Source organism: Janthinobacterium rivuli (assembly GCF_029690045.1).
Lineage (GTDB): Bacteria > Pseudomonadota > Gammaproteobacteria > Burkholderiales > Burkholderiaceae_D > Janthinobacterium > Janthinobacterium rivuli.
Map to the genome: position 1 here is coordinate 4,281,792 of NZ_CP121464.1, position 22,483 is coordinate 4,304,274.

The window sequence follows — 22,483 nt, forward strand, 5'->3', positions numbered from 1 at the left end:
AACTGCATTCTGGTGGGCGGTGAGGAATTCGAATCCCCGACCCCTTGGATGTCGACCAAGTATTCTAACCAGCTGAACTAACCGCCCGTAAAACTTTTTTATCGATTACTGCATCAGTAATCGCCTTTAAAACCATCTACTGCAAAATTCTGGTGGGCGGTGAGGAATTCGAATCCCCGACCCCTTGGATGTCGACCAAGTATTCTAACCAGCTGAACTAACCGCCCCGAAGACCAGCATTATAGAGAGGCTTTCCCAGAATGACAAGGGCTGTTTTACAGGAAACTTTAATCAGTTCCCCGGGCGTCAGCTCCCTTTATATAGAGGGAGCCCGCAGCGCCTTGAATGCCGCTAGAATCGCGACATGAACTCCACTATATTAGCCTGGCTGAAAACCCTGAGCCGCATCTGCGGTTTTGAAACGGCCGACTCCTTCCCGCCCAATCATCCCTACGCACGCACGCGCTGGGAAGCTGCGTATTTCGATATCGCCTCCGACGTAAAGCCCGACGAGATCGAACGGCGCATCTGCGCGGCCATCGCCAACACGCCGAGCGTCTTCGCCTACATCACCAATCCCACGCCACGCATGCAACGCTCGCTGCTGAACGTGATCCACGACCGGCTGCGGCGCCAGCCCGGCGCGGGCGCCACCGACCTGGTCTTGTTATTGATCAATGCCTACGCCAGCGACCACATCACGGAAGCCGTGCCCGGCCTGCGCGCCCTGATCTATAACACGGAGCACGAAGACACGAATCTGCGCGTGCATGCGATCCTGGAGTTACTGGTCGGCACGCCACGGGGACTGGACGTGATCGACATGTAGATCAAACGTGATTGGCGGGAACGTAGCGCGCCCGCAGGCGCATGAATGGCGTTTCCACCAATTTATATAGGAGCCAGCCTGCGGCAATGCTGAGAATAATCATCACGAGGATCGCCGGCACGCTGTCCGGCCCGTAACCGATATCCTGCAAGAGCGGACGCAGCAGGATGCACAACTGTTTGTGCAGCAAATAAATCGCATATGACCATAGCGCCAGGCTGGCCGCGCCCGGCACGCGCAGTTGATACAAGGCGCTGGCGGGACTGAGCGCCGCGATCAGCAATAAGGTAAAACTGGCCGCCAGGGCCGGATAGCCAAACACCGTCACCCAATAACCATAGTGATCGGTGAGAAACACATAAAACATCAGCGCCGTAGCAACGATTCCCGCCAGCAAGGTGCGGTTGCCGTATGACGTGAGGCGCGTCCAGGCGATGGGGTGGTAATTCTTCAGCAGCGCCAGCGCCACGCCCGCCACCAGTTCGTCGAAGCGGCACCACGAGGCATAGTAGATGTACTTGTAATAACCGAGGCCGCCGCGCGGCAGGTGCACATATTCATCCCACAGATAGGCGCGCACCAGCATGCCGACGATAAAGCTGGCGGCCACGGCCAGCCAAGCCCACAGCAGAGACCTACGGCAGGCGGCGATCAGCAGCGCCACGGCCGGCAGCAGCACATAGAACTGCTCTTCCACGCACAGCGACCAGGCATGCGAAAACGCCGTGCCCGGCGTCAGGTTGATGTTTTGCGTAAAGGTCAGGAATTTCCACAGAGGCAATAGCGCGCTATCGCCGCGAAACGCGGGCCACAGGTAATACAGGGCCAGCACGGCGTAGAAACTGGGCAAGGTGCGCAGGAAGCGCCGCGCATAGAAACGCGGCAAGGAAAAGCCGTGCTCGCTGCGCAAGGCCGCAAAGATCTGGTTGCCGATCAGGTAGCCGCTGAGGGCAAAGAACAGGTCCACGCCCACCCAGCCGATTTCTCCCCAGAAGCCAAACGCCCCGCCCTCGCTGACGAACAGCAAATAATGGTTCATGAAGACAAGCACGATGGCCAGCGCGCGCAAGGTGTCGAGGCCATACAGGCGGAAAGAAGATGAAGAAGACGGCATGGAATCGGCAAGGGAAAACAACGGTGGCGCCGATCATGCCACGCCACACGCTGCCATGGCCACATTTTTACAGGCGTCCACGGCGAATCCCGCTAAAATATGCCGACCCCGCTTTCCCTTCCCGCAACAGCATAGGATATGTCCAGCATGAGCAGCGCACTCCACTTCAAGTCCATCAACTACACGGGCCAGGGCAGCGGCCCGCGCCTGATCGTCACCGGCGCCGTGCACGGCAATGAAACCTGCGGCACCAAGGGTATTCAACGCGTGATGGCTGAACTCGACAGCGGCGCCCTCTCCATCGTGGCCGGCAGCGTCACGTTCGTACCCATCACCAACCCGCTCGCTTACGCCAAGGGCGTGCGCAGCGGCGACCGCAACCTGAACCGCAACCTGTTCCCAAACGACAATCCGCAAGATTTCGAAGATCGCATCGCCAACTGGCTGTGCCCCCTGCTGGGACAGCATGACGTGCTGCTGGACTTGCACTCGTTCAATGCGGACAGTCAGCCTTTCGTCATGGTGGGGCCACGTAACAACGATGGCCCGCTACAACCGTTCAAGCACGAAGACAAGGAACGCGCGCTGGCGCGCCGCCTGGGCGTGCGCCGCTTCGTCGATGGCTGGCTGCAAACGTATGGCGCCGGCGTGCAGCGCCGCCTGGGCAGCAGTGACCAGGTAGGCATGGTGTTGCGCTATGGCGTGGGCACGACGGAATACATGCGCTCGACGGGCGGCTATGCACTGACCCTGGAATGCGGCCAGCACGCGGACCCGGCCGCGCCAGATGTGGCCTACCGCGCCATCATGAACACCCTGGCTTTCCTGGGTTTCATTGACGCGCCGCAACCGAATCCGATCGCCGACGCCGACATGGAAGCGCTGAACATGGTTGTCGTGCATGACAAGCTCGATGCGGGCGACCGCTTCATCAAGACCTGGTCCAGCTTTGACAAGGTGCAACAGGGCGACCAGATCGGCGTGCGCGCGGACGGCACGCCCGTGACGGCCGAATTCGACGCCTACATCCTGTTCCCGGACGTGAATGCGGCGCCGAATGCCGAGTGGTATTACCTGGCAAGGGTCGCCGCCAGCTTTTGATCAGTGACCGACCGACTTGGAAAACAGGTTGATGACGAGCACGCCGGCAATGATCAGCCCCAGGCCGATCAGGGCCGGCGTGTCGAGGCTTTGCTTGAACCAGAACCAGCCGACGGCGGAAATGAGCACGATGCCCACGCCCGACCAGATGGCGTAGACGATGCCGGTAGGAATGACCTTCAAGGTCAGCGACAAGCACCAGAAAGCGATGCTGTAGCCAATCACGGTGATGACACTGGGCCACAAGCGGCTGAAGCCCTCGGACGCCTTCAAGGCGCTGGTGGCGATCACTTCGGCGATGATGGCGATGGCCAGGTAAAAATACGTCATGGCGAGACTCATGCTGGCATCCTTTATTGTGGGCTGAGCAGTTTCAAGCCCAGGATGCCCGACACGATCAGCGCGATGCAGGCGATGCGCGCGGCGCTGGCCGGTTCACCCAGCACCATGATGCCGAAGATGGCCGTGCCGACGGTACCGATGCCCGTCCAGATGGCGTAGGCCGTGCCCAGAGGCAAAGTGCGCAAGGCCAGGCCCAGCATCAACACGCTGCCCAGCATGGAAATGGCGGTCAGTACGGATGGCACGAGACGCGTAAAACCGGCACTGTATTTAAGGCCGATGGCCCAGCCGATTTCCAGCAAGCCCGCCAATACCAGAATGATCCACGCCATACTTTTCTCCCGAGGCGGCAGGGTCGTCCCCACCATACAGCCCCCACATCGAGCGGGGTCGTCCCCACAGGAGCAAAGGCAAAAGTATACCATTGGGTGAAAAATCTTGCCGCCAGCACATTTTTTCTAGTGCGGCCGCTCCAGTCGAAAGTTGCCAAAAAACATGCTGATGGCAGCATAATTGCTGCATCCATTCACTCTCGGGAATAATGATGCTACTTCTGGCCCAGATTCTTACCGCCCTCATCCTGCTGCTGCACGTCTACATCGTGTTGCTGGAAACCGTGCTGTTCGATGTGCGCGGACGCAAGGTGTTTGGCCTGTCCAAGGAAAAGGCGGAGATCGTGCGTCCCGCCATGTCGAACCAGGGTTGCTACAACGGCTTTCTCGTCGCCGCGCTGGCGCTGGGCTTTTTCCATCCGGACGCGGCCATCGCCCATGCATTTACCGTGTTCGGCCTGGCGTGCATCGCCGTGGCCGGCGTGTGGGGCGCTGCCACCGTCATGACGCGCATCCTCTACCTGCAAACCCTCCCTGCCGTCATCGCCTTGCTGCTGTTCCACTTCGCCTGATCCCTGCCAGGGCGGCCAGCCGGCCGCCCTACCCCACTCCGTGCTGCCTGCGCATACCCCAAATGGGTGATGTTTCCAAAAAACATGCCCGATACAATTCCTTGTAGCAATAAAAAAGATACCACCAGACACATGGTGGCAAGTCACAGTCCACAGGGGAAATCATGCAAGCACATCCAACCACCTTTGCCGTCACTTTGCTCGGCTGCCTCATGCTGTCCGCCTGCGGTGGGGGCGGCAGCGACGACAGTGGCTCGGGCAGCGGCTCCACCAGTGCCAGCGGCGGCACTTCGTCCACTTGCCAGTACAGCAATCTGATCAGCGATACGGAACGCAAACAGGCCAGCGCCTGCGGCATCCAGGTCTCGGGCAACTACGCCCAGGCCGATTCCGGCTACGACAGCGTGGTCGCCGCCTGCAAGCAGGGAGAAAAAGCCAAGGCCGATGCCTACTACAGCGGCACTTACCAGAAAATGGTCGACTACGCGCGCAGCGTGAGCAAGGAACTCGGTTGCGGGCAAAACAATGGCCCCACCTTGCCCAACAACACCACGGCCAGCAATTACAATTTCTGTGTCAAAAGCACCACTGTCAGTGGTAAGCTCAGCTATGAAGGTGCTTGCTACGGCCCCGTCAAATCCGGCGAAGGCGGCTGCGGCAGCGGTTATAACTATATCAGCCAGTATGCCAGCCTCAGCACGTGCACCTCCGGTGGCAAAAGCTGGCTGGAATCGCGTTAAGGAAGCCGGGCGGCCGCAGCAAACGCCGCCCGCGATCTTGTCCACCGCTTGCCGCATGAGGATCGCCCATGACGCCATCGCTCGCCGTCGCCAGCCAGGCACTGATTACCCTGATCTATGAAGCTGCCACACGGCATGGCGCCTGGTCGCAATTCCTCGCCGCCTTCGCGCAACAACTGAAATCGCACGCGGGTTTGATCTGGGCCAATGATTTCAGCAACCGCTCGGTCGACGTCCAGCTGCCGGGCAGCGGCCTGTCCGCCACGTATGGCTTCGAATCGGACGCCATGGCCAGCTTTGCCAGCTATTACGGCGCGCGCAATGTGTGGCTGGAAGACGCCACCCTGCACCGCGAAGGCGCCGTCGTCACCGGTTCCATGCTGTTTCCCGACCATTGCCTGAAGAAAACCGAGTACTGGGCGGACTGGCTGCGCCCGCAAGACATCTTTTATACGGCGGCAGCCATCGTCGAATTGCGCGCCGAGCGCTCCACCAATGTCACCGTGGTGCGCCGCGAGCAGGCGGGCGCCTACGAGGCGGGCGAGCTGGCGCTGATCCGCAGCCTGATGCCGCATTTGCAAACAGCCTTTGCCCTGCAGCGCAAGCTGCGCCGGCTGGAAGTGCTGTCCCGGAGTTCCACCCAGGTGCTGGAATTGCTGCCGTTTGGCGTGCTGTTGCTCGACGCCACGTCGCAATTGCTGTACGCCAACGAGCGGGCGCTGGCCATGACGGCTTCGACGCGGTTGCTGCAACTGCGCGAAGGCGCGCCCCTGTATTGCCCGCGCGAAGCGGACAACGGCGCGCTGCGGCGCATGCTGCACGAGGCGGCCCAAACGGGTACGACGGCGGCAGGCGGCCCCGGCGGCGTGCTCAACCTGAACGGCTTGACGGGCGAACAGCTGCGCCTGCGCGTCACGCCCCTGCCCTCCTGGCACAGCCCGTTCGGTTCGGCCAGCGCCATCGCCGTCTTCCTCAGCGACAGCAGCGACCTGATCACCTCCCTGGCCGCCACCCTGCGTAATTTCTATGGCATGACGGTGGCCGAGGCGCGCCTGACGGAAGCGCTCGTCAACGGCTACTCCTTGCAGGAATATGCCGAACGCCAGCGCATTTCCATCCACACGGCACGCACGCAGATCAAGAGCGCCACCGCCAAGGCCGGCGCACAGCGCCAGGTGGACCTGGTGCGCATCGTGTTGACAGGCCCGGCCGTACTACAGCGCAACCCCCTTCCCGCCTGAACCCTTCAAAAAAGCACGCCGCCGGCACGCTTTTCATTTATATCGTAGAATCACGATATTAGAATTTTGGAAAAACGATATATATATCGCTGAAAAGCGAATTGTGTATTGAGGAGAAACAACATGGATATCGACGCCATCCACAAGGCGCTGGCCAATCCGGTGCGCCGGCAGATTTTGCAATGGCTGAAGGAGCCGGAACAGTATTTCCAGGAGCAGGACCACCCGCTGCACCTGGGCGTGTGCGCCGGCCTGATCGACCGGCGCCTGAACCTGTCGCAATCGACGGTGTCGGCGCACCTGGCCAGCTTGCAGAAAGCAGGCCTGATTTCGGCCACCAAGGTGGGCCAATGGAGCTTCTTCAGCCGCAATGAAGACACTATCCAGGCCTTTCTCGACCACATGCAGCAAGGTTTGTAACAGCATCCACATCGCCGCGCGCGGCACTCTCGACAGGAAAGACAACCATCATGGCAACTTTATTCGACCCCATCACCATCGGCACCTTGCAACTGAAAAACCGCATCATCATGGCGCCGCTGACGCGTTCGCGCGCCGGCAATCCGGGCCGCGTGCCCAACGCCCTGATGGCCGAGTACTACACGCAGCGCGCTTCGGCCGGCATGATCATCTCGGAAGCGACGGCCGTCACGCCGCAAGGCGTGGGCTACGCCGACACGCCGGGCATCTGGTCCGAGGAACAGGTGGAAGGCTGGAAACACATCACCGAGGCCGTGCATGACGCGGGCGGCCTGATCGTGCTGCAGCTGTGGCACGTGGGCCGCATTTCCGCCCCCGTCTTCCTCGATGGCGACTTGCCCGTGGCGCCCAGCGCCGTCAAGCCGGCCGGCCACGTGAGCCTGCTGCGCCCGAAACAGGAATTCGTCACGCCGCGCGCGCTGGACACGGAAGAAATTCCCGGCATCGTGGCAGCCTACCGCCTGGGCGCCGAAAATGCGAAAAAAGCGGGCTTCGACGGCGTGGAAATCCATGGCGCGAATGGCTATTTGCTCGACCAGTTCCTGCAAGACAGCACCAACTTGCGCACCGACAACTACGGCGGCTCGATTGAAAACCGCGCCCGTTTGATGCTGGAAGTGACGGACGCGTGCATCGCCGTGTGGGGCGCGGACAAGGTCGGCATGCACCTGGCGCCGCGCCGCGATGCGCACGACATGGGCGACTCCGACCCGCGCGCCACCTTCGGCTATGTGGCCCGCGAGCTGGGCAAGCGCGGCATCGCTTTCATCTGCGCACGCGAAGCGCTGGGCGAAGACCGTCTGGGCCCGTACCTGAAGCAGGAATTTGGCGGCGTCTACATTGCCAACGAGAAAATGGACAAGGCAGCGGCCGCAACCCTGCTAGCCAAGGGGGAAGCCGACGCCGTGGCCTTTGGCCTGTGGTTCATCGCCAATCCCGACCTGCCCACCCGCCTGCACAGCGACGCGCCCTTGAATCCGCTGAATCCGGAAACGCTGTACGCACCGGACGCTACCGGCTACACGGACTACCCCGCACTGGCGGCACAGGCTTAACAGCAGCCTGAACGGCAAGCTGAGCGGCACCCTGAAAGCCTCCTGAGCAGCACCGCACTGCTCATCCCCTGGCGGCGGACGCAACGATACCAACGCACTGACTGCGTGACGATCACAGCGACCGCCGCCTTACTTTATCTGGCCTTATATACGCCGCCGTTCCCCACCGTCAGCGCCATCGGCGCCGTGCCGGCCGGGCCGGACGACGCGCCTGCACGCTGCTGAAGACACGGCGTATCACCTCGACCGGTACCGCATGCTCGCGCAAATAGGCTGTCGCCACCGTCCGTCCCAGGGCGTGATGGAAAGCAACGCCCCGCTCAACGAGCTCGGCCATCACTTTGTCCGTTCGCACCTTCTCCCCATTGACCTCGTCGAAACTTTTTTTCATGCCATGGCTCCCTGTCGAGTGGATCAACACTGCATCAAGTTTTGACCACATTGTGCGCATTTAGTGCCCGACACAGAGGTCAAGCATCGTTAAAATAGCGGTAGCAACCGCCCCGACACCGCATGAATAGCGGCCTCGGCTGCTTGTCGCCATCGCCAGCCCCGTATAGAATGCCTGCGCAGAATTTTGCTTCAAGGAAAATGGCCACCAGCGCCATCCGATCAAGAACAGTGTCACTGAAGGGTATCAATGGACGATTTATTTGTACAAGCGGGCGACTTGCCGACCTGGCGCCAGCGCTGCGCGCTGCGTGTGCTGCAGCTGTTCGGCTGGCGCCTGCGCTTCCGCCCCCTGCCGGGGCCGCGCGGCATCGCCGTCGTCTACCCGCACACGTCCAACTGGGATTTCATGGTGGGCCTGTTCGGCAAATGGGCGCTGTCGCTGCCCTTCCGCTGGCTGGCCAAGGATACCCTGTTCCGCGGCCCCATGGGCAAGGTGCTGCGCTATCTGGGCGGCGAACCCGTCGACCGCAGCACCACCAGCGGCACGATCCAGCGCCAGGCGGAACGCATGCTGGCCGCCGACTGGTACTGGCTGGCCATCACGCCGGAAGCGACGCGCAGCTACCGTCCGAACTGGAAAAGCGGCTTTTATCACCTGGCCGTGGCCGCCAAGGTGCCGCTGTTGCTGGTCTACATCGACTACCCGAACAAGGTGCTGGGCGTCGTCGACCATTTGTATTTGACGGGCGACAAGGATGCCGACATGGCCGCCATTGCTGCCGTGTATGCGGGCCATCAGGGCTTGCACCCGGAAAAGGCGGCGCCCATCGTGCTGTCCGACAAGCGCCCCGGCGCTTAAACGTTTAAGCAATTCCCATCAACACCACGCCGGCGGCCGTCAAGGCCACGCCGGCCACGCGCAGCATGCGCTCGGCCAGTACCTGGCCGGTGAACCGTCCCGCGGCCAGCAGAATAGCCGAGGCCAGCATGAAGCCGCAGGTGGCCGAGGCGGCCGGCAATTCCTGGCCATGCGCATTGCCATGTGCCAAGGCGAACAGGCCCACCAGTCCCATGCCGAGCCAGTTCGGCAAGGCCAGCGCCAGCGCGATGGCCAGTCCCACCAGCGCCACCGTGGCGGCGATGCCCGTTTCCAGCCCGGGCACCGTCAATCCAACCATACCGGCCAGCGCGCCAAGCAGCATCATGCCGAGAAACGTGGCGCTCTGGCCCAGCCCGCGACGTTGCTGGCCGCCCCAGATGCCCACGCCCAGCATGGCCAGCAAATGGTCGATACCCGTGAACGGATGGGCAAAACCAGCCAGGAAGCCCACGCTCTCGCCATGGCCGGGGTGGGCCATGGCCGGTAAAGCCAGCAGGCACAGCGCCGCCACGGCGGCCGTTTTTGTCATCAGTCTTGCACTCATTGCAGCTCCTTGCCTGGTAGATCGAGCAAACCTTGCTCACGGATAAAATCGATGACGACCTGCACGCCGTCGCCGCTGCGCAGGTTGGTAAATACGAAGGGGCGTTCGCCGCGCATGCGTTTGGCGTCCTGCGCCATGATGTCCAGGTTGGCACCCACGTATGGCGCCAGGTCCGTCTTGTTAATGATCAACAAGTCGGAGCGCGTGATGCCGGGCCCGCCCTTGCGCGGGATTTTTTCGCCACCGGCCACATCGATCACGTAAATCGTCAGATCCGACAATTCCGGACTGAAGGTGGCGGCCAAATTGTCTCCGCCCGATTCGACCAGGATCAAATCGAGGTTGGGAAAATCCGCCTGCATGCGCGCAATGGCTTCCAGGTTGATTGACGCGTCTTCGCGAATCGCCGTGTGCGGGCAGCCGCCCGTTTCCACGCCCATCAGGCGCTCGGCCGGCAAGGCGTCGGCGCGCAGCAGGATTTCCATGTCTTCCTTGGTATAGATGTCATTCGTGATGACGGCCATGTCGTAGCGTTCGCGCATGCCCTTGCACAGCATTTCGCACAGGGCCGTCTTGCCCGAGCCGACGGGCCCGCCAATGCCCACGCGCAGCGGATTGGAAGTGATCGAAGTCATAGTATGGTCTCTCGTTGTTGTGTTCAGGAACGGTACAGGCGGCTGTACTGCACTTCGTGGCGCATCGACAGCAGCGACAGGCCGGGCGCCCAGTTGCCCATCTCGTCGTCTTGTAAACTTTGCGCCGTCAGCGCCGCCGCCTCCAGATCCGGACGCAGCGACAGCAGCAAACGCTGGCCCGCCACCTGCCCCAGCGGCACGGATTTCACGCAGACGAGCACCTGGTTTTCCGCCCAGGCGAACAGCATGGCCAGCAGCGCCTCTTCGCGCGGAATGACCAGCGCCGCCACGGCGCAGGCATACGCGGTGGGCAGGGCCACTTCGGGCTGACCCTGCAGCATGTCGATCAGCACGCCATCGGCCACGCCCAGCTCGGCCAGCAATTTGGTCAGCGAATAGCCCATCTGGATGGTTTCGGCGCGAAACTCCGCCGTGTCGCGCGAAGCGATGAAGCGCTCGCTCCAGCGCTGCACGGCGCACAAATCCTGCTCTTCAAAGGCCTGCATCAAGCGCCAGCACAAGGGCGCTTCCCAGCGCGCCACCACCTGGGCCAGATGCTCGGCGATCCACGCGCGCGCCGTGGCCGCGTCGTGCACCAGGCCGGATTCGAGCGCCGCTTCCAGCCCCTGCGAATAACTGTAGGCGCCGATGGGCAGTGCCGGGCTGGCGAACTGCAGCAGGTGCAGCAGGGCCGACGCCTGCATCATGCAGCGCCTGGCACATCGCCGGGACGGTGGATTTTCTGCCGCAGCGGCACGGGCGCCAGCAAGTGCTGGCCGTGGCCATCGTGGTGACCATGGCCGCCGCCATACGCGCCCGCCTCCGGCTCGAACGGCGCGCTTTCTTCCGTCACCATCGCCTGCAAGCCTTCCAGCATCTCCTTCAGTACCACGTCCTTGCGGATGCGCAAAAATCCATCGCCCACCTGCGCCTGCGTGTGGCGGTTCCCCAGATGAAAAGCGCAGCGCAGCAGGGTATGCGCGTCCTCGCACCGCACCAGATAGGTCGGTTCGCGCGCGGCGACGATCCGCACCACCTGGCCATCCGGTCCCGTCATGCGCTCGCCGTCGCGCAGCACCGTGCCGCGCACGGTGAATACGGCCACGTCGTCGCCATTCGACAGCACGGCGCGCAGCCGGCATTTTTCGCGCTGGTCGTAAGGCAGCACGAGTTGCGCGAAGGGTGCGCGGTCATCGTCCGCTCCCAGTTTGGTATGCAAAGTCAGCATGCTTGTCTCCCGCTTAAAATAGAAAATAGCGCTGCGCCATCGGCAGCACGGCGGCCGCTTCGCACACGAGCAGCTGGCCGTCGGCGCGCACGGCGTAGGTTTCCGGGTCCACTTCCATGTGCGGCGTGGCGCTGTTGTGGATCATGTCGTGCTTGCGCAAGCCGCGCATGTTCTTCACGGCGATGACGGATTTATTCAGTTTCAGCTGATGCCCGATATCGAGGTCGTAGGCCGCCTGCGAGACAAACGTAAACGACTTTTTCAGGCCGCCGCCGAAGGCGCCGAACATCATGCGGTAGTGCACGGGCTGCGGCGTGGGAATCGAGGCGTTCGGGTCGCCCATCTGCGCGGCAGCGATCATGCCGCCCTTTAAAATCATCGACGGCTTGACGCCAAAAAAGGCCGGCTTCCACAGCACGATGTCGGCGATCTTGCCCGCCTCGATGGAGCCGACCACGTGCGAAATCCCGTGCGTGATGGCCGGGTTGATCGTGTACTTGGCGATGTAGCGCTTGGCGCGGAAATTGTCGCTGCGCGCCGTGTCGGGCGCCAGCGGTCCCCGCTGCACCTTCATCTTGTGCGCCGTCTGCCAGGTGCGCATGATCACTTCGCCGACTCTGCCCATGGCTTGCGAATCAGACGACATCATCGAGATGGCGCCGATATCGTGCAGGATATCTTCGGCGGCGATGGTTTCGCGGCGGATGCGCGACTCGGCAAAGGCCACGTCTTCGGCAATGGCCGGGTCCAGGTGGTGGCACACCATCAGCATGTCCAGGTGCTCGTCTAGCGTGTTGACGGTGAATGGGCGCGTGGGATTGGTCGACGAAGGCAGCACGTTGGCCTGGCCCACGGCGGCGATGATGTCGGGCGCATGGCCGCCGCCCGCCCCTTCCGTGTGAAATGTGTGGATGGTGCGGTCCTTGAAGGCGGCCAGCGTGTGCTCAAGGAAGCCGCCTTCGTTGAGCGTATCGCTGTGCAGCGCCACCTGGATATCCATGCGGTCGGCCACCGACAGGCAATTGTCGATGGCGGCCGGCGTGCTGCCCCAGTCTTCGTGCAGTTTCAGGCCGATGGCGCCCGCGCGTACCTGCTCTTCCAGCGGCAGCGGCAAACTCACATTGCCTTTGCCCATGAAGCCCAGGTTCATCGGGAAGGCGTCGGCGGCCGCCAGCATGGCGTGCAAATGCCACGGCCCCGGCGTGCAGGTGGTGGCGGCCGTGCCGACGGCCGGTCCCGTGCCGCCGCCCAGCATGGTGGTCACGCCGCTCATCAGGGCTTCCTCGATCTGCTGCGGGCAGATGAAGTGAATGTGCGTGTCGACGCCGCCGGCCGTGACGATCATGCCTTCGCCGGCGATGATTTCCGTGGCGCCGCCGATGGCCAGGGTGACGCCGGGCTGGATGTCGGGATTGCCCGCCTTGCCGATGCCGAAGATCAGGCCGTTTTTCAAGCCGATGTCGGCTTTGACGATGCCCCAGTGGTCGAGGATGACGGCATTCGTGATGACGGTGTCCATCACTTCGGCCGCACAGCGCTGCGACTGGCCCATGCCGTCGCGGATCACCTTGCCGCCGCCGAATTTCACCTCTTCGCCGTAGATCGCATAGTCATGCTCGATCTCGATGAACAGTTCCGTGTCGGCCAGGCGGATGCGGTCGCCCTTGGTAGGGCCGAACATTTCGGCATACGCGCTGCGGGGAATGCTGGCCATCTCAATCCTTTCCCGGTGGAGTGTCTTGCAGTTCGCCCATCACTGCGCCATTGAAGCCGTAGACCTTGCGCTCGCCCGCCAGCGCCACCAGTTCCACGGTGCGCTGCTGGCCCGGCTCGAAGCGCACGGCGGTGCCGGCCGTGATGTTCAGGCGCATGCCATAGGCGCGCCAGCGCTCGAAGGCCAGCGCCGGGTTGACTTCAAAAAAGTGGAAGTGCGATCCCACCTGGATCGGCCGGTCGCCCCGGTTGGCCACCACCACGGTGGCCGTGGTGCGCCCGGCATTCAAGCTGATTTCGCCTTCTTCCAATTGGTATTCGCCTGGGGTCATGAGGGGCTCCTTCTCAAAAGACTACGGTATCGGGTGGTGCACGGTCACCAGCTTGCTGCCATCGGGGAAGGTCGCTTCCACCTGAATGTCGGGGATCATCTCGGCGATGCCGTCCATGACGTCGGCGCGCGACAGAATTTTTGTCCCGTCCGACATCAGCTGCGCCACCGACTTGCCATCGCGCGCGCCTTCCATGATGGCCGCGCTGATCAGGGCCACCGCTTCCGGATAGTTCAACTTCAAGCCGCGCGCCAGGCGACGTTCGGCCAGCAGCGCGGCCGTAAAAATGAGCAGCTTGTCTTTTTCGCGGGGAGTCAGGTCCATGTTTTTCCTTGTGCTTCTTTCCTGTTCAAGTGTTCCAGATGCGGGGCACGACGGCGTCGCGTCCCAGCATGGCGGGGCGCAGCAGCTGCCATGCGGCCAGCATGATGCGGCGCGCCGCCTCGCTGTCGCCGCACAGCAGGCGCACCACCACCAGCGATTTCATGTGCGTGGCGCCAAACGCGGCGCCGGCCGGCACGGCGATCTCGCGCACGGCCGCCAGCACGGCGGCAGAAATGGGCGCGCCGATGGCGATCAGGGTGGCGCACACGGTGTGTCCCCCCAGGCCCAGGGGGCTGGCCATCAGCGCGCCGCCGCCAGCCAGCACGCCCTGCTCCCACCACAGCAGCTTGCCGCCGCGGCGGATCCGCACCTGCTGGCTGATGCTGCCCGTGTTGAAAATTTCTCCCGAGGCGCTGCGCCCCAGGCAGACGATGTCGCAGCCGATGTAGCTGGCGTCCGGCGCCAGCTCCACCTCGTGGCGCAGGCGCACGCAGGCCTGGTCGAAGAAGATGCTTTCCTGCGGCAGCCACTCGATGGCGGCGCCGCTGCCGGCGCGCAGCACGATGTGCTGGCCCGAGACATGGCCGTTCGCGCGGTACCACTTGGCGGCGCCCGGCGACGTGAGCAAGGCGTGTGCGCCCTCGCCCACTGTGGCGTCGACGGCCAGCTGGTCGCCGCCCACGACGCCGCCCGGTGGATGGATGATGATGGCGTGGCAGACGGCGTCGCCTTCCGGGTACAGGGGCTTTTGCACGCGCAGGGGGCCGCTGTGCGTGCGCTCGACGAGGCGGCTGACGCCATCGTGCAGCGCAAAGCCCAGGCGCAAATGCGCCTGCCAGGCGCCGTGGGCGCTGGCTGGTAAAGGCGTGACGGGACGGGTGCTGTCTGGCATGCGGGGCAATCGCGTAAATAAGCGATTACCTAAGCAGGATATATGCCAGCGTCAAGGGAAGGAAAAGTGAGAATCGTGCACCGCGCTGCAGCGGATGCACCGGCATGGTGCATCGGCCGCACCGCAGTGCCTGCCTCTTACGCCACGGCCAGGGTGCGCCGTTCGCGCAGCAGGGCCGTGAAGGCGTCCGCGGCCAGGGGGCGGCTGAAGTAATAGCCCTGCATTTCGTCGCAGCCGTGTTCCGTCAGGAAGTCGACCTGTGCGCGCGTTTCCACGCCTTCGGCGATGACGCGCATGTCCAGGTTGTGCGCCAGCGAGATGACGGAGCGGGCGATGGCCGCGTCGCTGCTGCTGGTGGTGACGTCGTCGACGAAGGATTTGTCGATCTTCAGCACGTCGATGGGAAAACGCTTCAGGTAGCCGAGACTGGAATAGCCGGTGCCGAAGTCGTCGAGCGAAATGCCCACGCCGATATCCTTCAGGCGCGTCAGGGCCGCCACGGCCTTGTCCGGGTCGCCCATCACCGTGCTTTCCGTGATCTCGATGCCGAGGCAGGCGGGCGCGATGCCGTATTTGCGCAAGGCCGCCTCGACGAAAGGCACCGTGCGGTCCTGCGCGAACTGCTTGCCGGACAGGTTGACGGCCACCTTGACGCTGCCCAGGCCCGCGTCGTGCCAGGCGCGGATTTGCGCGCACACGCTTTCCAGCACCCATTCGCCGATGGCCGTGATCAAGCCGTATTCCTCGGCCAGCGCGATGAACAGGCCGGGCGGCACCTTGCCCAGCACCGGATTATCCCAGCGCAGCAAGGCTTCCGCGCCCAGCAAGGCGCCCGTGCGCAAGCACATCTGCGGCTGGTAGTGCACTTCGAATTCATCGCGGCCGATGGCGCCGCGCAGCTGCTGCTGCATCGCCAGCCGGGCGCGGATATCGCTGCCCATGCGCTCCGTGAAGAAGGCGTAATGGTCGCGCCCCATTTCCTTGGCGCGCACGAGGGCCGTGTCGGCGTGGCGCAGCACGTCGTCGAGGCTGTCGCCGTCGGCCGGGCACATGGCGATGCCGATGCTGGTCGTCAGCGCCAGGCGCTCGCCATCGACGCTGAGTTCTTCGCGCAAGCCGGCCAGGATGGTTTGCGCCAGGCCCAGGGTGCGCCCCAGCAGGGCGTCGTCCTGCAGCAGGATCTGGAATTCGTCGCCGCCCTGGCGCACCACCGTGTCGCCTTCGCGCACGCAGCCGGACAGGAAACGCGCCACCACTTGCAGCGCCTTGTCGCCCACGGCCTGGCCGTGCGAATCGTTGATGTTCTTGAAGCGGTCCAGGTCGAGGCACATCAGCACCACCTGCTGGCCGTCGCGCTGCGCGTTCGCGCGCGCCTGTTCGAAACGCTCGCGCAGCAGCACGCGGTTCGGCAAACCCGTCAGCGCGTCGTGGTAGGAGAGGAAATCGATCAGATGCTGCTCGGCCTTGCGCTCGCTGATGTCGAGGAAGACGCCGATGTAGTTGACGACGGCGCCATCGGGGCCGTGCACGGTGGAGACGCTGAGCAGGCAGGGATAGGTGTCGCCGCTCTTGCGCCGCGTCTGCACCTCGCCCGACCAGCAGCCGCTGCTGCGCAAGCCCTGGCGCAGGGCCAGCAGCACCGCTTCGCCCGTGTATTCGGCGTGCAGGCGCATGATGTCGGTGCCCACCACTTCCTGCGCCGCGTAGCCGGTGATGCGGGTAAAAGCGGGATTGGCCGTGACGATGACGCCGGCCGCATCGGTGATCAGGATGGCGTCCTGGGTCGCTTCGAAGACCTGGCCCGACAGGCGCAGCAATTCTTCATTGGCGCGGCGGATCTGCACTTCGCGCGCCAGGGTGCTGGCCACCTGCTCCAGTTCGGCCGTGCGTTCGGCCACCCTGCGTTCCAGGTTGGCGCGTTCCTGCGCCAGCTGCAGCTGCGCCCGCGCCAGGCGCACGTGGGCGTCGGTGCGGGCCAGGATTTCCTCGGCCTGGAAGGGCTTGGCGATGAAATCGACGGCGCCCAGCGCGAAGCCGCGCACCTTGTCGTCCGTATCGTACTGGGCCGACAGGAAGATCACCGGCACCTGGCGCAGCGACGGTATCTCCTTCAGGCGGCGACACACTTCAAAGCCGTCGAGGCCCGGCATGCGCACGTCGAGCAGGATCAGCTCCGGCGGACGCGCCTGGGCCGTCCACAGGGCCAGTTCGCCGTTTGGCGCCTGGCGCACGGCATAACCGGCGCCGCCCAGCAAATCGCTCAACAGTTTCAGTGAAGCCGGCGTATCTTCAACGATCAGTACTTCGCCCTTCGAGTTCACTTCCGAAAAATCGCGGTGCATGTAGCAGTTCTCTCAGCTTTGGATGAGGCGCGGCGGTCGGCTGCCGCGCTGGACAAGACATTTCTTTGCGATGAACTACGTACTATCATCATAATCTTTATTGCAATTTAGCACCATCCATCGGCGCCACTTAGTCCGTCTTTTCAGCGAATCCGATGTTGTCAGCCCACACTTTTCAAGCGGGCGCCAGCGCGCCCTCACTCTCCAGCAAGTCGCACAGCTGGCGGTACTGATGCTGGTCAAGCATGGCTTGCAGCGGCGCCAGCACGGGCGCCGCCACCGGCGGCAAGGCGCCCAGCAGCAGCGCCACCCTGGCCAGGTTCAATTCGCGCAGCGCCACCAGCAAGGCCGCGCGCTCTTCCCCGGCCAGCAGCAGCAAGTCTTGCGCCCGCAGTACCGGCGGCGCCTCGGGCGCCGGCGCCACTGGCAACGGCACGGACACCTGCACGGGCGCCTCGGCCGCCTGCGCGGGTATGCTGAAACGGAAGGTGGCGCCCTGCCCCGGCATCGATTCGACCGTCAGTTCGCCTTTCATCAATTGCACGAATTCGCGCGAGATGGCCAGGCCCAGGCCCGTGCCATCCTTCGGTCCCGCGCTGTCGGCCTGCACGAAGGGCTCGAAAATGCGCTGCTGGTCTTCCGGGGCGATGCCGATGCCCGTGTCGCTGACGGCGAACGACAGCATCCATAGCCCGCCATCGCGCCGCTCGCCGCGCACGCGCAAGGCGATCTCGCCGCCGCCGGCGAACTTGACGGCGTTCGACATCAGGTTCAGCAGCACCTGGCGCAGGCGCGTCGCATCGAGCACCACGGCCGCCGGCAAGCCCGCGCAATCGAGGCGCAGGGCCAGCCCCTGCTGCTCGGCGCGCATGCCCAGCATGTCCATCACTTCCTGCAGCAAGGGCGCCAGCGCCACCACGGCCGTTTGCGCATGCAGGCGCCCCGCCTCGCCCTTCGACAGGTCGAGGATTTCATTGATCAGGGTAAGCAAATGATTGCCGGAGCGGTGGATAATGGCCAGGTTGCGCTTTTCATCGTCCTGCATATTGGGCGAGGCTGCCATCAGGCGCGAAAAGCCGATCACGGAATTCAAGGGCGTGCGCAGTTCATGGCTCATGTTCGCCAGGAAGGTGCTCTTGGCGCGGTTCGCCGCCTGCGCCTGGCTGACGGCCACCGACAGGGCGCTGGTGCGCTCGGCCACCAGTTCTTCCAGGTGATGGCGGTGGCGCAGAAGTTCCAGTTCGGCCTCGCGGTGCGCCGTGATGTCGTAGTTCGAGCCCACCAGGCGCATGGGCTGGCCCCGCCCGTCGCGGAAGATCACGGCATCGGCCTTGATGTAGCGGATGGCGCCATCGGGCCACAGGATGCGGTACTCGTGCGTGAAAGCCTGGCCGGCGTCCAGCGCGGCGCGCAGGGCCTCTTTCGCGGCCGGCACGTCGTCCGGCACCAGCGCCGCGCGCCAGATCGCCGCCGGCGCCACCGTGCTGTCGGCATCGGCCTTGAACTGCGCGTACATCTGTTCGTCCCACTGCAAGGCATCGTTGATGACGTTCCAGTCCCAGATGCCGATGCTGGCCGCGCCGGTGGCCATCTGCACGCGCTCCTCGCTGCGCTGCAAGGCGCGGTAGCGGCTGTCGAGCAGCGCCACCATGTCGCGGATGGAGCGGTACAAGGTGCGCAGTTCGCCCAGGAACCACGCTTTCGGCGGCGTGCCGAATGCTTCTCCCTGCCCCGCCTGGACGCCGGCCGCATACTGGCCGATCGCCTTCAGGGGCTTGAGCATCAGACACCACATGAGCAGCCAGATGCTGGCCACCAGGATCACGTCGAGCGCCACGATCATGGCGCCGATGCCCAGCGCGCGCTGCCGCAGCTGCGCGTGCAGCAGGGCCGGCGTCGCATACACGGCCACGCTGCCGATGACTTGTCCGCCCATCGTCACGGGGCGCCGCTGCACCAGCCAGCCCGGTTCGGCGGACAGCGAGGAAAAACTGTCGATGGCGCCGCTCGCGGTGCGGCGCAAGACCAGCGCCTCCTTGCCGATGCCCGGCGTCAGGGAACTGGCCACCAGGTCGCGCTTGCCCAGCATGCTGCGCATGATGGCCTGCATCTGCTTTTCATCGAGATTCCACAAGGGCAGTTCGATGGCCACGGCCAGCTGGTCGGCGCTCACGGCCAGGCTGCGATGCAGCTGCTGCCAGCGCTGCTCGCGTTCGGACTGGTAAAACAGCACGGCAAACACCAGCAGCAGCGCGGTGACGACGAAGGTCAAGGCCACGCTGACGGCCAGCACGATGGACACGCCGCCCAGGCGCGCGCCTCTGGATGCCTGCATCGTCATGCGTTTTCGCCCTGCGGCTCACTGGCCAGCTGCGCCAGCAAGGCGCACAGCGGCTGATACTGATGCTGTTCCAGCATGGCGCCGACGTGCGCGGCCAGCTGCGGCAGGCTGGTCGCCACGCCGGCCAGCACGATGGCGCTGCGCCGCAAGTCGAGGGCTTGCACGGATTCGAGCAGCGCCTGACGCTCGTCCGCGCCCAGCTGGCTCAGCGACTGCCGCAGGTCAAAGGCGACGGACGGCACGCGCGGCGGCATGGCGCCGGTGCGCTGGAAGCGCACGCCCAGTTGCTGCTCCAGTATGGCGAACAGGTGTTCCTGCTCGATCGGCTTGCGCAGGAAGCCGTCGGCGCCGGCCGCCAGCGCCTCCTGCTTTTCTTCCTCGAAGGCGGAAGCGGTCATGATCACCAGGCGCGGCTGCACCAGCGCCGGCTGCGCGCGCAGCCAGCGCGTCAGCGCCAGGCCGTCCATGTCCGGCATGCGCCAGTCGCTGAGCACGATGTCATAGCGCTGCGCCGCCAGCATGGCTTGCGCCTGCACGCCGCCCGCCGCTTCCTGCAGCTGGAAGCCCAGCGGCGCCAGCAAGCCGGCCAGCAGCTTGCGGCAGTTGTCGTCATCGTCGACCAGCAGTACCGTGCGCCCGCGCTGGCCCGGCGGCAGGCGCGCCACGCGGCCCGGCGCCAGCGGCGCGGCGGCTGGGCATTGCACGCAGGGCGCGCGCAAGTCGAAGTGGAACACGGAGCCCGTCCCCAGGGTCGATTCGACGCGCAGCTCGCCGCCCATCAGACGCACGAATTCGCGCGAAATGGTCAGCCCCAGTCCCGTGCCGGCCTGCGCCACGGCGCTGTCGGCCTGCACGAACGGTTCAAAGATGCGTTCCAGGTCGTCTTGCGCGATGCCGCTGCCCGTATCGCGCACGGCGAACGCCAGCGCCACTTGCCCATCGCCGTCCGCCTGGCACGCCAGCGACAGGGTCACGCTGCCCTGCTCGATGAACTTGAGCGCGTTCGACAGCAAATTGAGCAGCACCTGGCGCAGCTTGGCGCCATCGAGGCGCACCAGCGGCGGCACGCCGGAACGTTCGAGGCGCAGCGCGATACCCTGGTCGCCGGAGCGCATGCGCACCATTTCGAGCACCTCGTCGAGCAAGCCATTCAAGTCGACGGGACCCGCCTGCAGCTGCATGCGGCCCGCCTCGATTTTCGACAATTCCAGGATATCGTTGATCAAGGTCAGCAAATGGTGGCCGGCGCGGTTGATGATGGCCAGGTTATGCTTTTCTTCCTCGAACATGCTGCTCGAATCGGCCATCATCTGCGAAAAGCCGATCACGGAATTCAAGGGCGTGCGCAATTCGTGGCTCATGTTGGCGAGAAAAACGCTTTTCGCGCGGTTCGCCGATTCGGCCTCGGTGACGGCCACCGACAGGGCCGCCGTGCGCTGCTGCACCAGTTCTTCCAGGTGGTCGCGGTAGCCGAGCAGCTCCTGCTCGCTGTGCTTGCGCTCGGAAATGTCGACGATGCCGCTGCGCACCAGGCGCCGCCCTTCCATCGGCAAGCGCACCAGCCGCACTTCGCAGGGGAAGATGCTGCCGTCGGCGCGCCGCACATTGCGTTCAACGAGGATCGGTTCACCGAGCATGACGCGGCGCAGGTGCTCTTCCATCATCAGTCCCAGCGGCAGGCCATCGGGCTGTTCGCCCGTGTACAGGTCGAACGGCCCACGCGCCAGCAACGCTTCGCGCGACATGCCCAGCATGCGCTGCGCGCTGCTGTTGGCATCGATAAAGCGGTCCAGGTCCAGGTCATACACGACGATGGCTTCCGGCGCATGTTCGACGAGAATGCGGAAGCGCTGCTCGCTTTCGCGCGCGTCGCTCTCGGCGCGGCGCAGGCGGCGGCGCTGCAGCAGCAGGGCGCTCAGCATGCACGCCATGGCGAGAAACACGGCGCCAACCGACAGCACGGCGACGCGGTGTTCGTGCCACAGCTGCGGCGGGCGGTTGAAGAACAGGGTGTGCGGCGGCAGCCGGCTGAAGTCCGCATCCCAGCGCTGCAGCTGTTCCCAATCATACATGGGCACCGGCCGGATGGGCGGCAGCAAGGCGCCCGGCGCGGCAGGCGCCTTGCCGGCCAGCACGGCCAGCGACATCTGCGCCACCTGCTGCGCGGCGCCTTCGATGTGCAGGATGGAGCCGCCGATGATGCCTTTTCCCACGTTCGTGTTGTACATGCCGAAGGCGGGCACATTCGCCAGCCGCGCCAGTTCGCCGGCGAACTGCACCGGCGTGGCGATGGCGCCGTCCACGTCGCGGTTGACGTTACCGGCCACCAGCAGCGTATCGGCGGGTAGCTGCGCCACGGCCACGCGCATCTGCGCCAGGGTCAGGTCATCGAGATAGCGCATGGCCACCTTGCCCTGCCACGCCTGCGCCGCCTGCTGCATGCCGCGCTTCAAGGCCTGGTCGGCCTCGCTGGCGCCGACGGCCATGACGATGGTTTTCGTTTCCGGGAACAGCGCCATCGCTTGCGCCATGGTGCCGGGAAAATCGACATTCGCCTTTTGCTGCCAGATGGCCAGCGGGCTGCCGGCCGGCAAGGCCTTGCCCGAGGTGTTAATCGCCAGCACGGGCACGCCGCGCGCCAGCGGCGCCAGGTCGGACAGCAAAAAATCGAGCGCCGGCTGCTGCATGGCGATGATCAGGTCGGCCTTGCGCCCCATCATCTGTGTGTATCTTAAAAGCAACAAATCCCGCATCTCGTTGCGCAGCGCCGGGTCGCCCTGGGTATTGAGGTTCAGGTGCTCGACCATGATGTCTTCGCTGGCCAGGCCTGCGGCGGCCATGGCGGCCACATAGGTGCGCGTGTACGATTCCACGCCGGCGCGGCCGTAATCGTAAGCGTTGAGAAACAGCACGCGTTGCCCCTGGTGCGGCGCCGCAGCGATCGTGGCCGTGGCCGGCGTCGCAGCCGGCACGGCGGCAGGGGCCGCGGCAACACACAACGCCAGCAGCAATGCGCGGCCACAGCGGCGCACCGCTGCCCTGTCCATCCCGCC

At 64.4% G+C, this 22,483-nt stretch carries 23 protein-coding genes and 2 tRNA genes; 8 read left to right on the top strand and 17 right to left on the bottom strand.

Annotated elements, in window-relative coordinates; translation table 11 throughout:
• Positions 1 to 10: 10 nt before the first annotated feature.
• A tRNA-Val gene (locus tag P9875_RS19405) sits at positions 11 to 87 on the bottom strand.
• Between the two features lie 63 nt (positions 88 to 150).
• A tRNA-Val gene (locus P9875_RS19410) sits at positions 151 to 227 on the bottom strand.
• Positions 228 to 364: 137 nt separating this feature from the next.
• On the opposite strand from P9875_RS19410, the gene P9875_RS19415 reads away from it, so the two are divergent.
• Entirely contained in the window at positions 365 to 829 is a 465-nt protein-coding gene (locus P9875_RS19415; RefSeq protein ID WP_278316331.1) for a hypothetical protein, read from the top strand.
• Between the two features lies 1 nt (position 830).
• On the opposite strand, the gene P9875_RS19420 is transcribed toward P9875_RS19415, so the two are convergent.
• Positions 831 to 1,943 carry an acyltransferase family protein gene (locus P9875_RS19420; RefSeq protein ID WP_278316332.1) on the bottom strand — a complete coding sequence of 371 codons (1,113 nt, stop codon included), beginning with the start codon at positions 1,941 to 1,943 and terminating at the stop codon, positions 831 to 833.
• A 138-nt stretch (positions 1,944 to 2,081) separates the two neighbouring features.
• On the opposite strand from P9875_RS19420, the gene P9875_RS19425 reads away from it, so the two are divergent.
• Complete coding sequence (locus P9875_RS19425; RefSeq protein WP_099378741.1) at positions 2,082 to 3,044, top strand: succinylglutamate desuccinylase/aspartoacylase domain-containing protein; 963 nt, start codon at positions 2,082 to 2,084, stop codon at positions 3,042 to 3,044.
• Here the strand turns inward: P9875_RS19425 and P9875_RS19430 are convergent, their stop codons facing one another.
• Together P9875_RS19430 and sugE are read right to left on the bottom strand one after the other, a co-directional pair.
• Complete coding sequence (locus P9875_RS19430; RefSeq protein ID WP_070280339.1) at positions 3,045 to 3,374, bottom strand: SMR family transporter; 330 nt, start codon at positions 3,372 to 3,374, stop codon at positions 3,045 to 3,047. It abuts the gene before it with no gap.
• Positions 3,375 to 3,397: 23 nt separating this feature from the next.
• Positions 3,398 to 3,718 carry a quaternary ammonium compound efflux SMR transporter SugE gene (gene sugE, locus P9875_RS19435; RefSeq protein ID WP_099378740.1) on the bottom strand — a complete coding sequence of 107 codons (321 nt, stop codon included), beginning with the start codon at positions 3,716 to 3,718 and terminating at the stop codon, positions 3,398 to 3,400.
• Positions 3,719 to 3,927: 209 nt separating this feature from the next.
• Here sugE and P9875_RS19440 point away from each other — a divergent pair, with 209 nt between their 5' ends.
• The 5 genes from P9875_RS19440 to P9875_RS19460 all read left to right on the top strand — a co-directional run bounded on the left by P9875_RS19440 (position 3,928) and on the right by P9875_RS19460 (position 7,806).
• Positions 3,928 to 4,290 carry a DUF1304 domain-containing protein gene (locus P9875_RS19440; RefSeq protein ID WP_416208752.1) on the top strand — a complete coding sequence of 121 codons (363 nt, stop codon included), beginning with the start codon at positions 3,928 to 3,930 and terminating at the stop codon, positions 4,288 to 4,290.
• Between the two features lie 164 nt (positions 4,291 to 4,454).
• Positions 4,455 to 5,030 carry a hypothetical protein gene (locus P9875_RS19445; RefSeq protein ID WP_278316333.1) on the top strand — a complete coding sequence of 192 codons (576 nt, stop codon included), beginning with the start codon at positions 4,455 to 4,457 and terminating at the stop codon, positions 5,028 to 5,030.
• Positions 5,031 to 5,098: 68 nt separating this feature from the next.
• Positions 5,099 to 6,271, top strand: a complete 1,173-nt coding sequence (locus P9875_RS19450; RefSeq protein ID WP_035819963.1) for a helix-turn-helix transcriptional regulator — start codon at positions 5,099 to 5,101, stop codon at positions 6,269 to 6,271.
• Positions 6,272 to 6,394: 123 nt separating this feature from the next.
• Positions 6,395 to 6,691, top strand: a complete 297-nt coding sequence (locus tag P9875_RS19455; protein WP_035819965.1) for an ArsR/SmtB family transcription factor — start codon at positions 6,395 to 6,397, stop codon at positions 6,689 to 6,691.
• A 50-nt stretch (positions 6,692 to 6,741) separates the two neighbouring features.
• Positions 6,742 to 7,806: an alkene reductase gene (locus tag P9875_RS19460; RefSeq protein WP_278316334.1), complete on the top strand. Its 1,065-nt coding sequence runs from the start codon at positions 6,742 to 6,744 to the stop codon at positions 7,804 to 7,806.
• 169 nt (positions 7,807 to 7,975) lie between these two features.
• Here P9875_RS19460 and P9875_RS19465 read toward each other — a convergent pair whose 3' ends face one another.
• Positions 7,976 to 8,197, bottom strand: coding sequence for a hypothetical protein (locus P9875_RS19465; protein ID WP_278316335.1), 222 nt, complete (start codon positions 8,195 to 8,197; stop codon positions 7,976 to 7,978).
• Positions 8,198 to 8,446: 249 nt separating this feature from the next.
• On the opposite strand from P9875_RS19465, the gene P9875_RS19470 reads away from it, so the two are divergent.
• Positions 8,447 to 9,058: a 1-acyl-sn-glycerol-3-phosphate acyltransferase gene (locus P9875_RS19470; RefSeq protein ID WP_035819971.1), complete on the top strand. Its 612-nt coding sequence runs from the start codon at positions 8,447 to 8,449 to the stop codon at positions 9,056 to 9,058.
• Positions 9,059 to 9,062: 4 nt separating this feature from the next.
• On the opposite strand, the gene P9875_RS19475 is transcribed toward P9875_RS19470, so the two are convergent.
• From P9875_RS19475 to P9875_RS19525, 11 genes are all read right to left on the bottom strand, one after another.
• Positions 9,063 to 9,623, bottom strand: coding sequence for a HupE/UreJ family protein (locus P9875_RS19475; protein WP_278316336.1), 561 nt, complete (start codon positions 9,621 to 9,623; stop codon positions 9,063 to 9,065).
• Positions 9,620 to 10,258, bottom strand: a complete 639-nt coding sequence (gene ureG / locus P9875_RS19480; protein WP_278316337.1) for an urease accessory protein UreG — start codon at positions 10,256 to 10,258, stop codon at positions 9,620 to 9,622. The genes P9875_RS19475 and ureG overlap by 4 nt, the downstream gene beginning before the upstream one ends.
• Positions 10,259 to 10,281: 23 nt before the next feature.
• Positions 10,282 to 10,962, bottom strand: a complete 681-nt coding sequence (locus P9875_RS19485; protein ID WP_278318852.1) for an urease accessory protein UreF — start codon at positions 10,960 to 10,962, stop codon at positions 10,282 to 10,284.
• Positions 10,962 to 11,486: an urease accessory protein UreE gene (ureE, locus tag P9875_RS19490; RefSeq protein ID WP_278316338.1), complete on the bottom strand. Its 525-nt coding sequence runs from the start codon at positions 11,484 to 11,486 to the stop codon at positions 10,962 to 10,964. The genes P9875_RS19485 and ureE overlap by 1 nt, the downstream gene beginning before the upstream one ends.
• Positions 11,487 to 11,499: 13 nt before the next feature.
• On the bottom strand, positions 11,500 to 13,200 hold the full coding sequence (gene ureC / locus P9875_RS19495) for an urease subunit alpha (RefSeq protein ID WP_278316339.1): 1,701 nt from the start codon (positions 13,198 to 13,200) through the stop codon (positions 11,500 to 11,502).
• Between the two features lies 1 nt (position 13,201).
• Entirely contained in the window at positions 13,202 to 13,531 is a 330-nt protein-coding gene (locus tag P9875_RS19500; RefSeq protein ID WP_278316340.1) for an urease subunit beta, read from the bottom strand.
• A 21-nt stretch (positions 13,532 to 13,552) separates the two neighbouring features.
• Positions 13,553 to 13,855: an urease subunit gamma gene (locus P9875_RS19505; protein WP_034751936.1), complete on the bottom strand. Its 303-nt coding sequence runs from the start codon at positions 13,853 to 13,855 to the stop codon at positions 13,553 to 13,555.
• 25 nt (positions 13,856 to 13,880) lie between these two features.
• A complete protein-coding gene (locus tag P9875_RS19510; protein ID WP_278316341.1) occupies positions 13,881 to 14,747 on the bottom strand; it encodes an urease accessory protein UreD in 867 nt (288 codons plus the stop codon).
• 137 nt (positions 14,748 to 14,884) lie between these two features.
• The gene (locus tag P9875_RS19515) at positions 14,885 to 17,089 is read right to left on the bottom strand and encodes a two-component system response regulator (protein ID WP_278316342.1); all 2,205 of its coding nucleotides are present in this window, start codon (positions 17,087 to 17,089) and stop codon (positions 14,885 to 14,887) included.
• A gap of 175 nt (positions 17,090 to 17,264) precedes the next feature.
• Entirely contained in the window at positions 17,265 to 19,424 is a 2,160-nt protein-coding gene (locus tag P9875_RS19520; RefSeq protein ID WP_278316343.1) for a sensor histidine kinase, read from the bottom strand.
• Positions 19,425 to 19,426: 2 nt separating this feature from the next.
• Positions 19,427 to 22,477: a PAS domain-containing hybrid sensor histidine kinase/response regulator gene (locus tag P9875_RS19525; RefSeq protein ID WP_278316344.1), complete on the bottom strand. Its 3,051-nt coding sequence runs from the start codon at positions 22,475 to 22,477 to the stop codon at positions 19,427 to 19,429.
• Positions 22,478 to 22,483 lie beyond the last annotated feature (6 nt).

Coding starts and splice junctions, on each gene's coding strand:
- P9875_RS19460 (WP_278316334.1), top strand. CDS start 6,742: ATGGCAACTTTATTCGACCCCATCACCATCGGCACCTTGCAACTGAAA.
- P9875_RS19465 (WP_278316335.1), bottom strand. CDS start 8,197: ATGAAAAAAAGTTTCGACGAGGTCAATGGGGAGAAGGTGCGAACGGAC.
- P9875_RS19515 (WP_278316342.1), bottom strand. CDS start 17,089: ATGCACCGCGATTTTTCGGAAGTGAACTCGAAGGGCGAAGTACTGATC.
- P9875_RS19505 (WP_034751936.1), bottom strand. CDS start 13,855: ATGGACCTGACTCCCCGCGAAAAAGACAAGCTGCTCATTTTTACGGCC.
- P9875_RS19470 (WP_035819971.1), top strand. CDS start 8,447: ATGGACGATTTATTTGTACAAGCGGGCGACTTGCCGACCTGGCGCCAG.
- ureC (WP_278316339.1), bottom strand. CDS start 13,200: ATGGCCAGCATTCCCCGCAGCGCGTATGCCGAAATGTTCGGCCCTACC.
- P9875_RS19440 (WP_416208752.1), top strand. CDS start 3,928: ATGATGCTACTTCTGGCCCAGATTCTTACCGCCCTCATCCTGCTGCTG.
- P9875_RS19430 (WP_070280339.1), bottom strand. CDS start 3,374: ATGACGTATTTTTACCTGGCCATCGCCATCATCGCCGAAGTGATCGCC.
- ureE (WP_278316338.1), bottom strand. CDS start 11,486: ATGCTGACTTTGCATACCAAACTGGGAGCGGACGATGACCGCGCACCC.
- ureG (WP_278316337.1), bottom strand. CDS start 10,258: ATGACTTCGATCACTTCCAATCCGCTGCGCGTGGGCATTGGCGGGCCC.
- P9875_RS19425 (WP_099378741.1), top strand. CDS start 2,082: ATGTCCAGCATGAGCAGCGCACTCCACTTCAAGTCCATCAACTACACG.
- P9875_RS19420 (WP_278316332.1), bottom strand. CDS start 1,943: ATGCCGTCTTCTTCATCTTCTTTCCGCCTGTATGGCCTCGACACCTTG.
- P9875_RS19485 (WP_278318852.1), bottom strand. CDS start 10,962: ATGCAGGCGTCGGCCCTGCTGCACCTGCTGCAGTTCGCCAGCCCGGCA.
- P9875_RS19445 (WP_278316333.1), top strand. CDS start 4,455: ATGCAAGCACATCCAACCACCTTTGCCGTCACTTTGCTCGGCTGCCTC.
- P9875_RS19475 (WP_278316336.1), bottom strand. CDS start 9,623: ATGAGTGCAAGACTGATGACAAAAACGGCCGCCGTGGCGGCGCTGTGC.
- P9875_RS19520 (WP_278316343.1), bottom strand. CDS start 19,424: ATGCAGGCATCCAGAGGCGCGCGCCTGGGCGGCGTGTCCATCGTGCTG.
- P9875_RS19450 (WP_035819963.1), top strand. CDS start 5,099: ATGACGCCATCGCTCGCCGTCGCCAGCCAGGCACTGATTACCCTGATC.
- P9875_RS19415 (WP_278316331.1), top strand. CDS start 365: ATGAACTCCACTATATTAGCCTGGCTGAAAACCCTGAGCCGCATCTGC.
- sugE (WP_099378740.1), bottom strand. CDS start 3,718: ATGGCGTGGATCATTCTGGTATTGGCGGGCTTGCTGGAAATCGGCTGG.
- P9875_RS19510 (WP_278316341.1), bottom strand. CDS start 14,747: ATGCCAGACAGCACCCGTCCCGTCACGCCTTTACCAGCCAGCGCCCAC.
- P9875_RS19455 (WP_035819965.1), top strand. CDS start 6,395: ATGGATATCGACGCCATCCACAAGGCGCTGGCCAATCCGGTGCGCCGG.
- P9875_RS19500 (WP_278316340.1), bottom strand. CDS start 13,531: ATGACCCCAGGCGAATACCAATTGGAAGAAGGCGAAATCAGCTTGAAT.
- P9875_RS19525 (WP_278316344.1), bottom strand. CDS start 22,477: ATGGACAGGGCAGCGGTGCGCCGCTGTGGCCGCGCATTGCTGCTGGCG.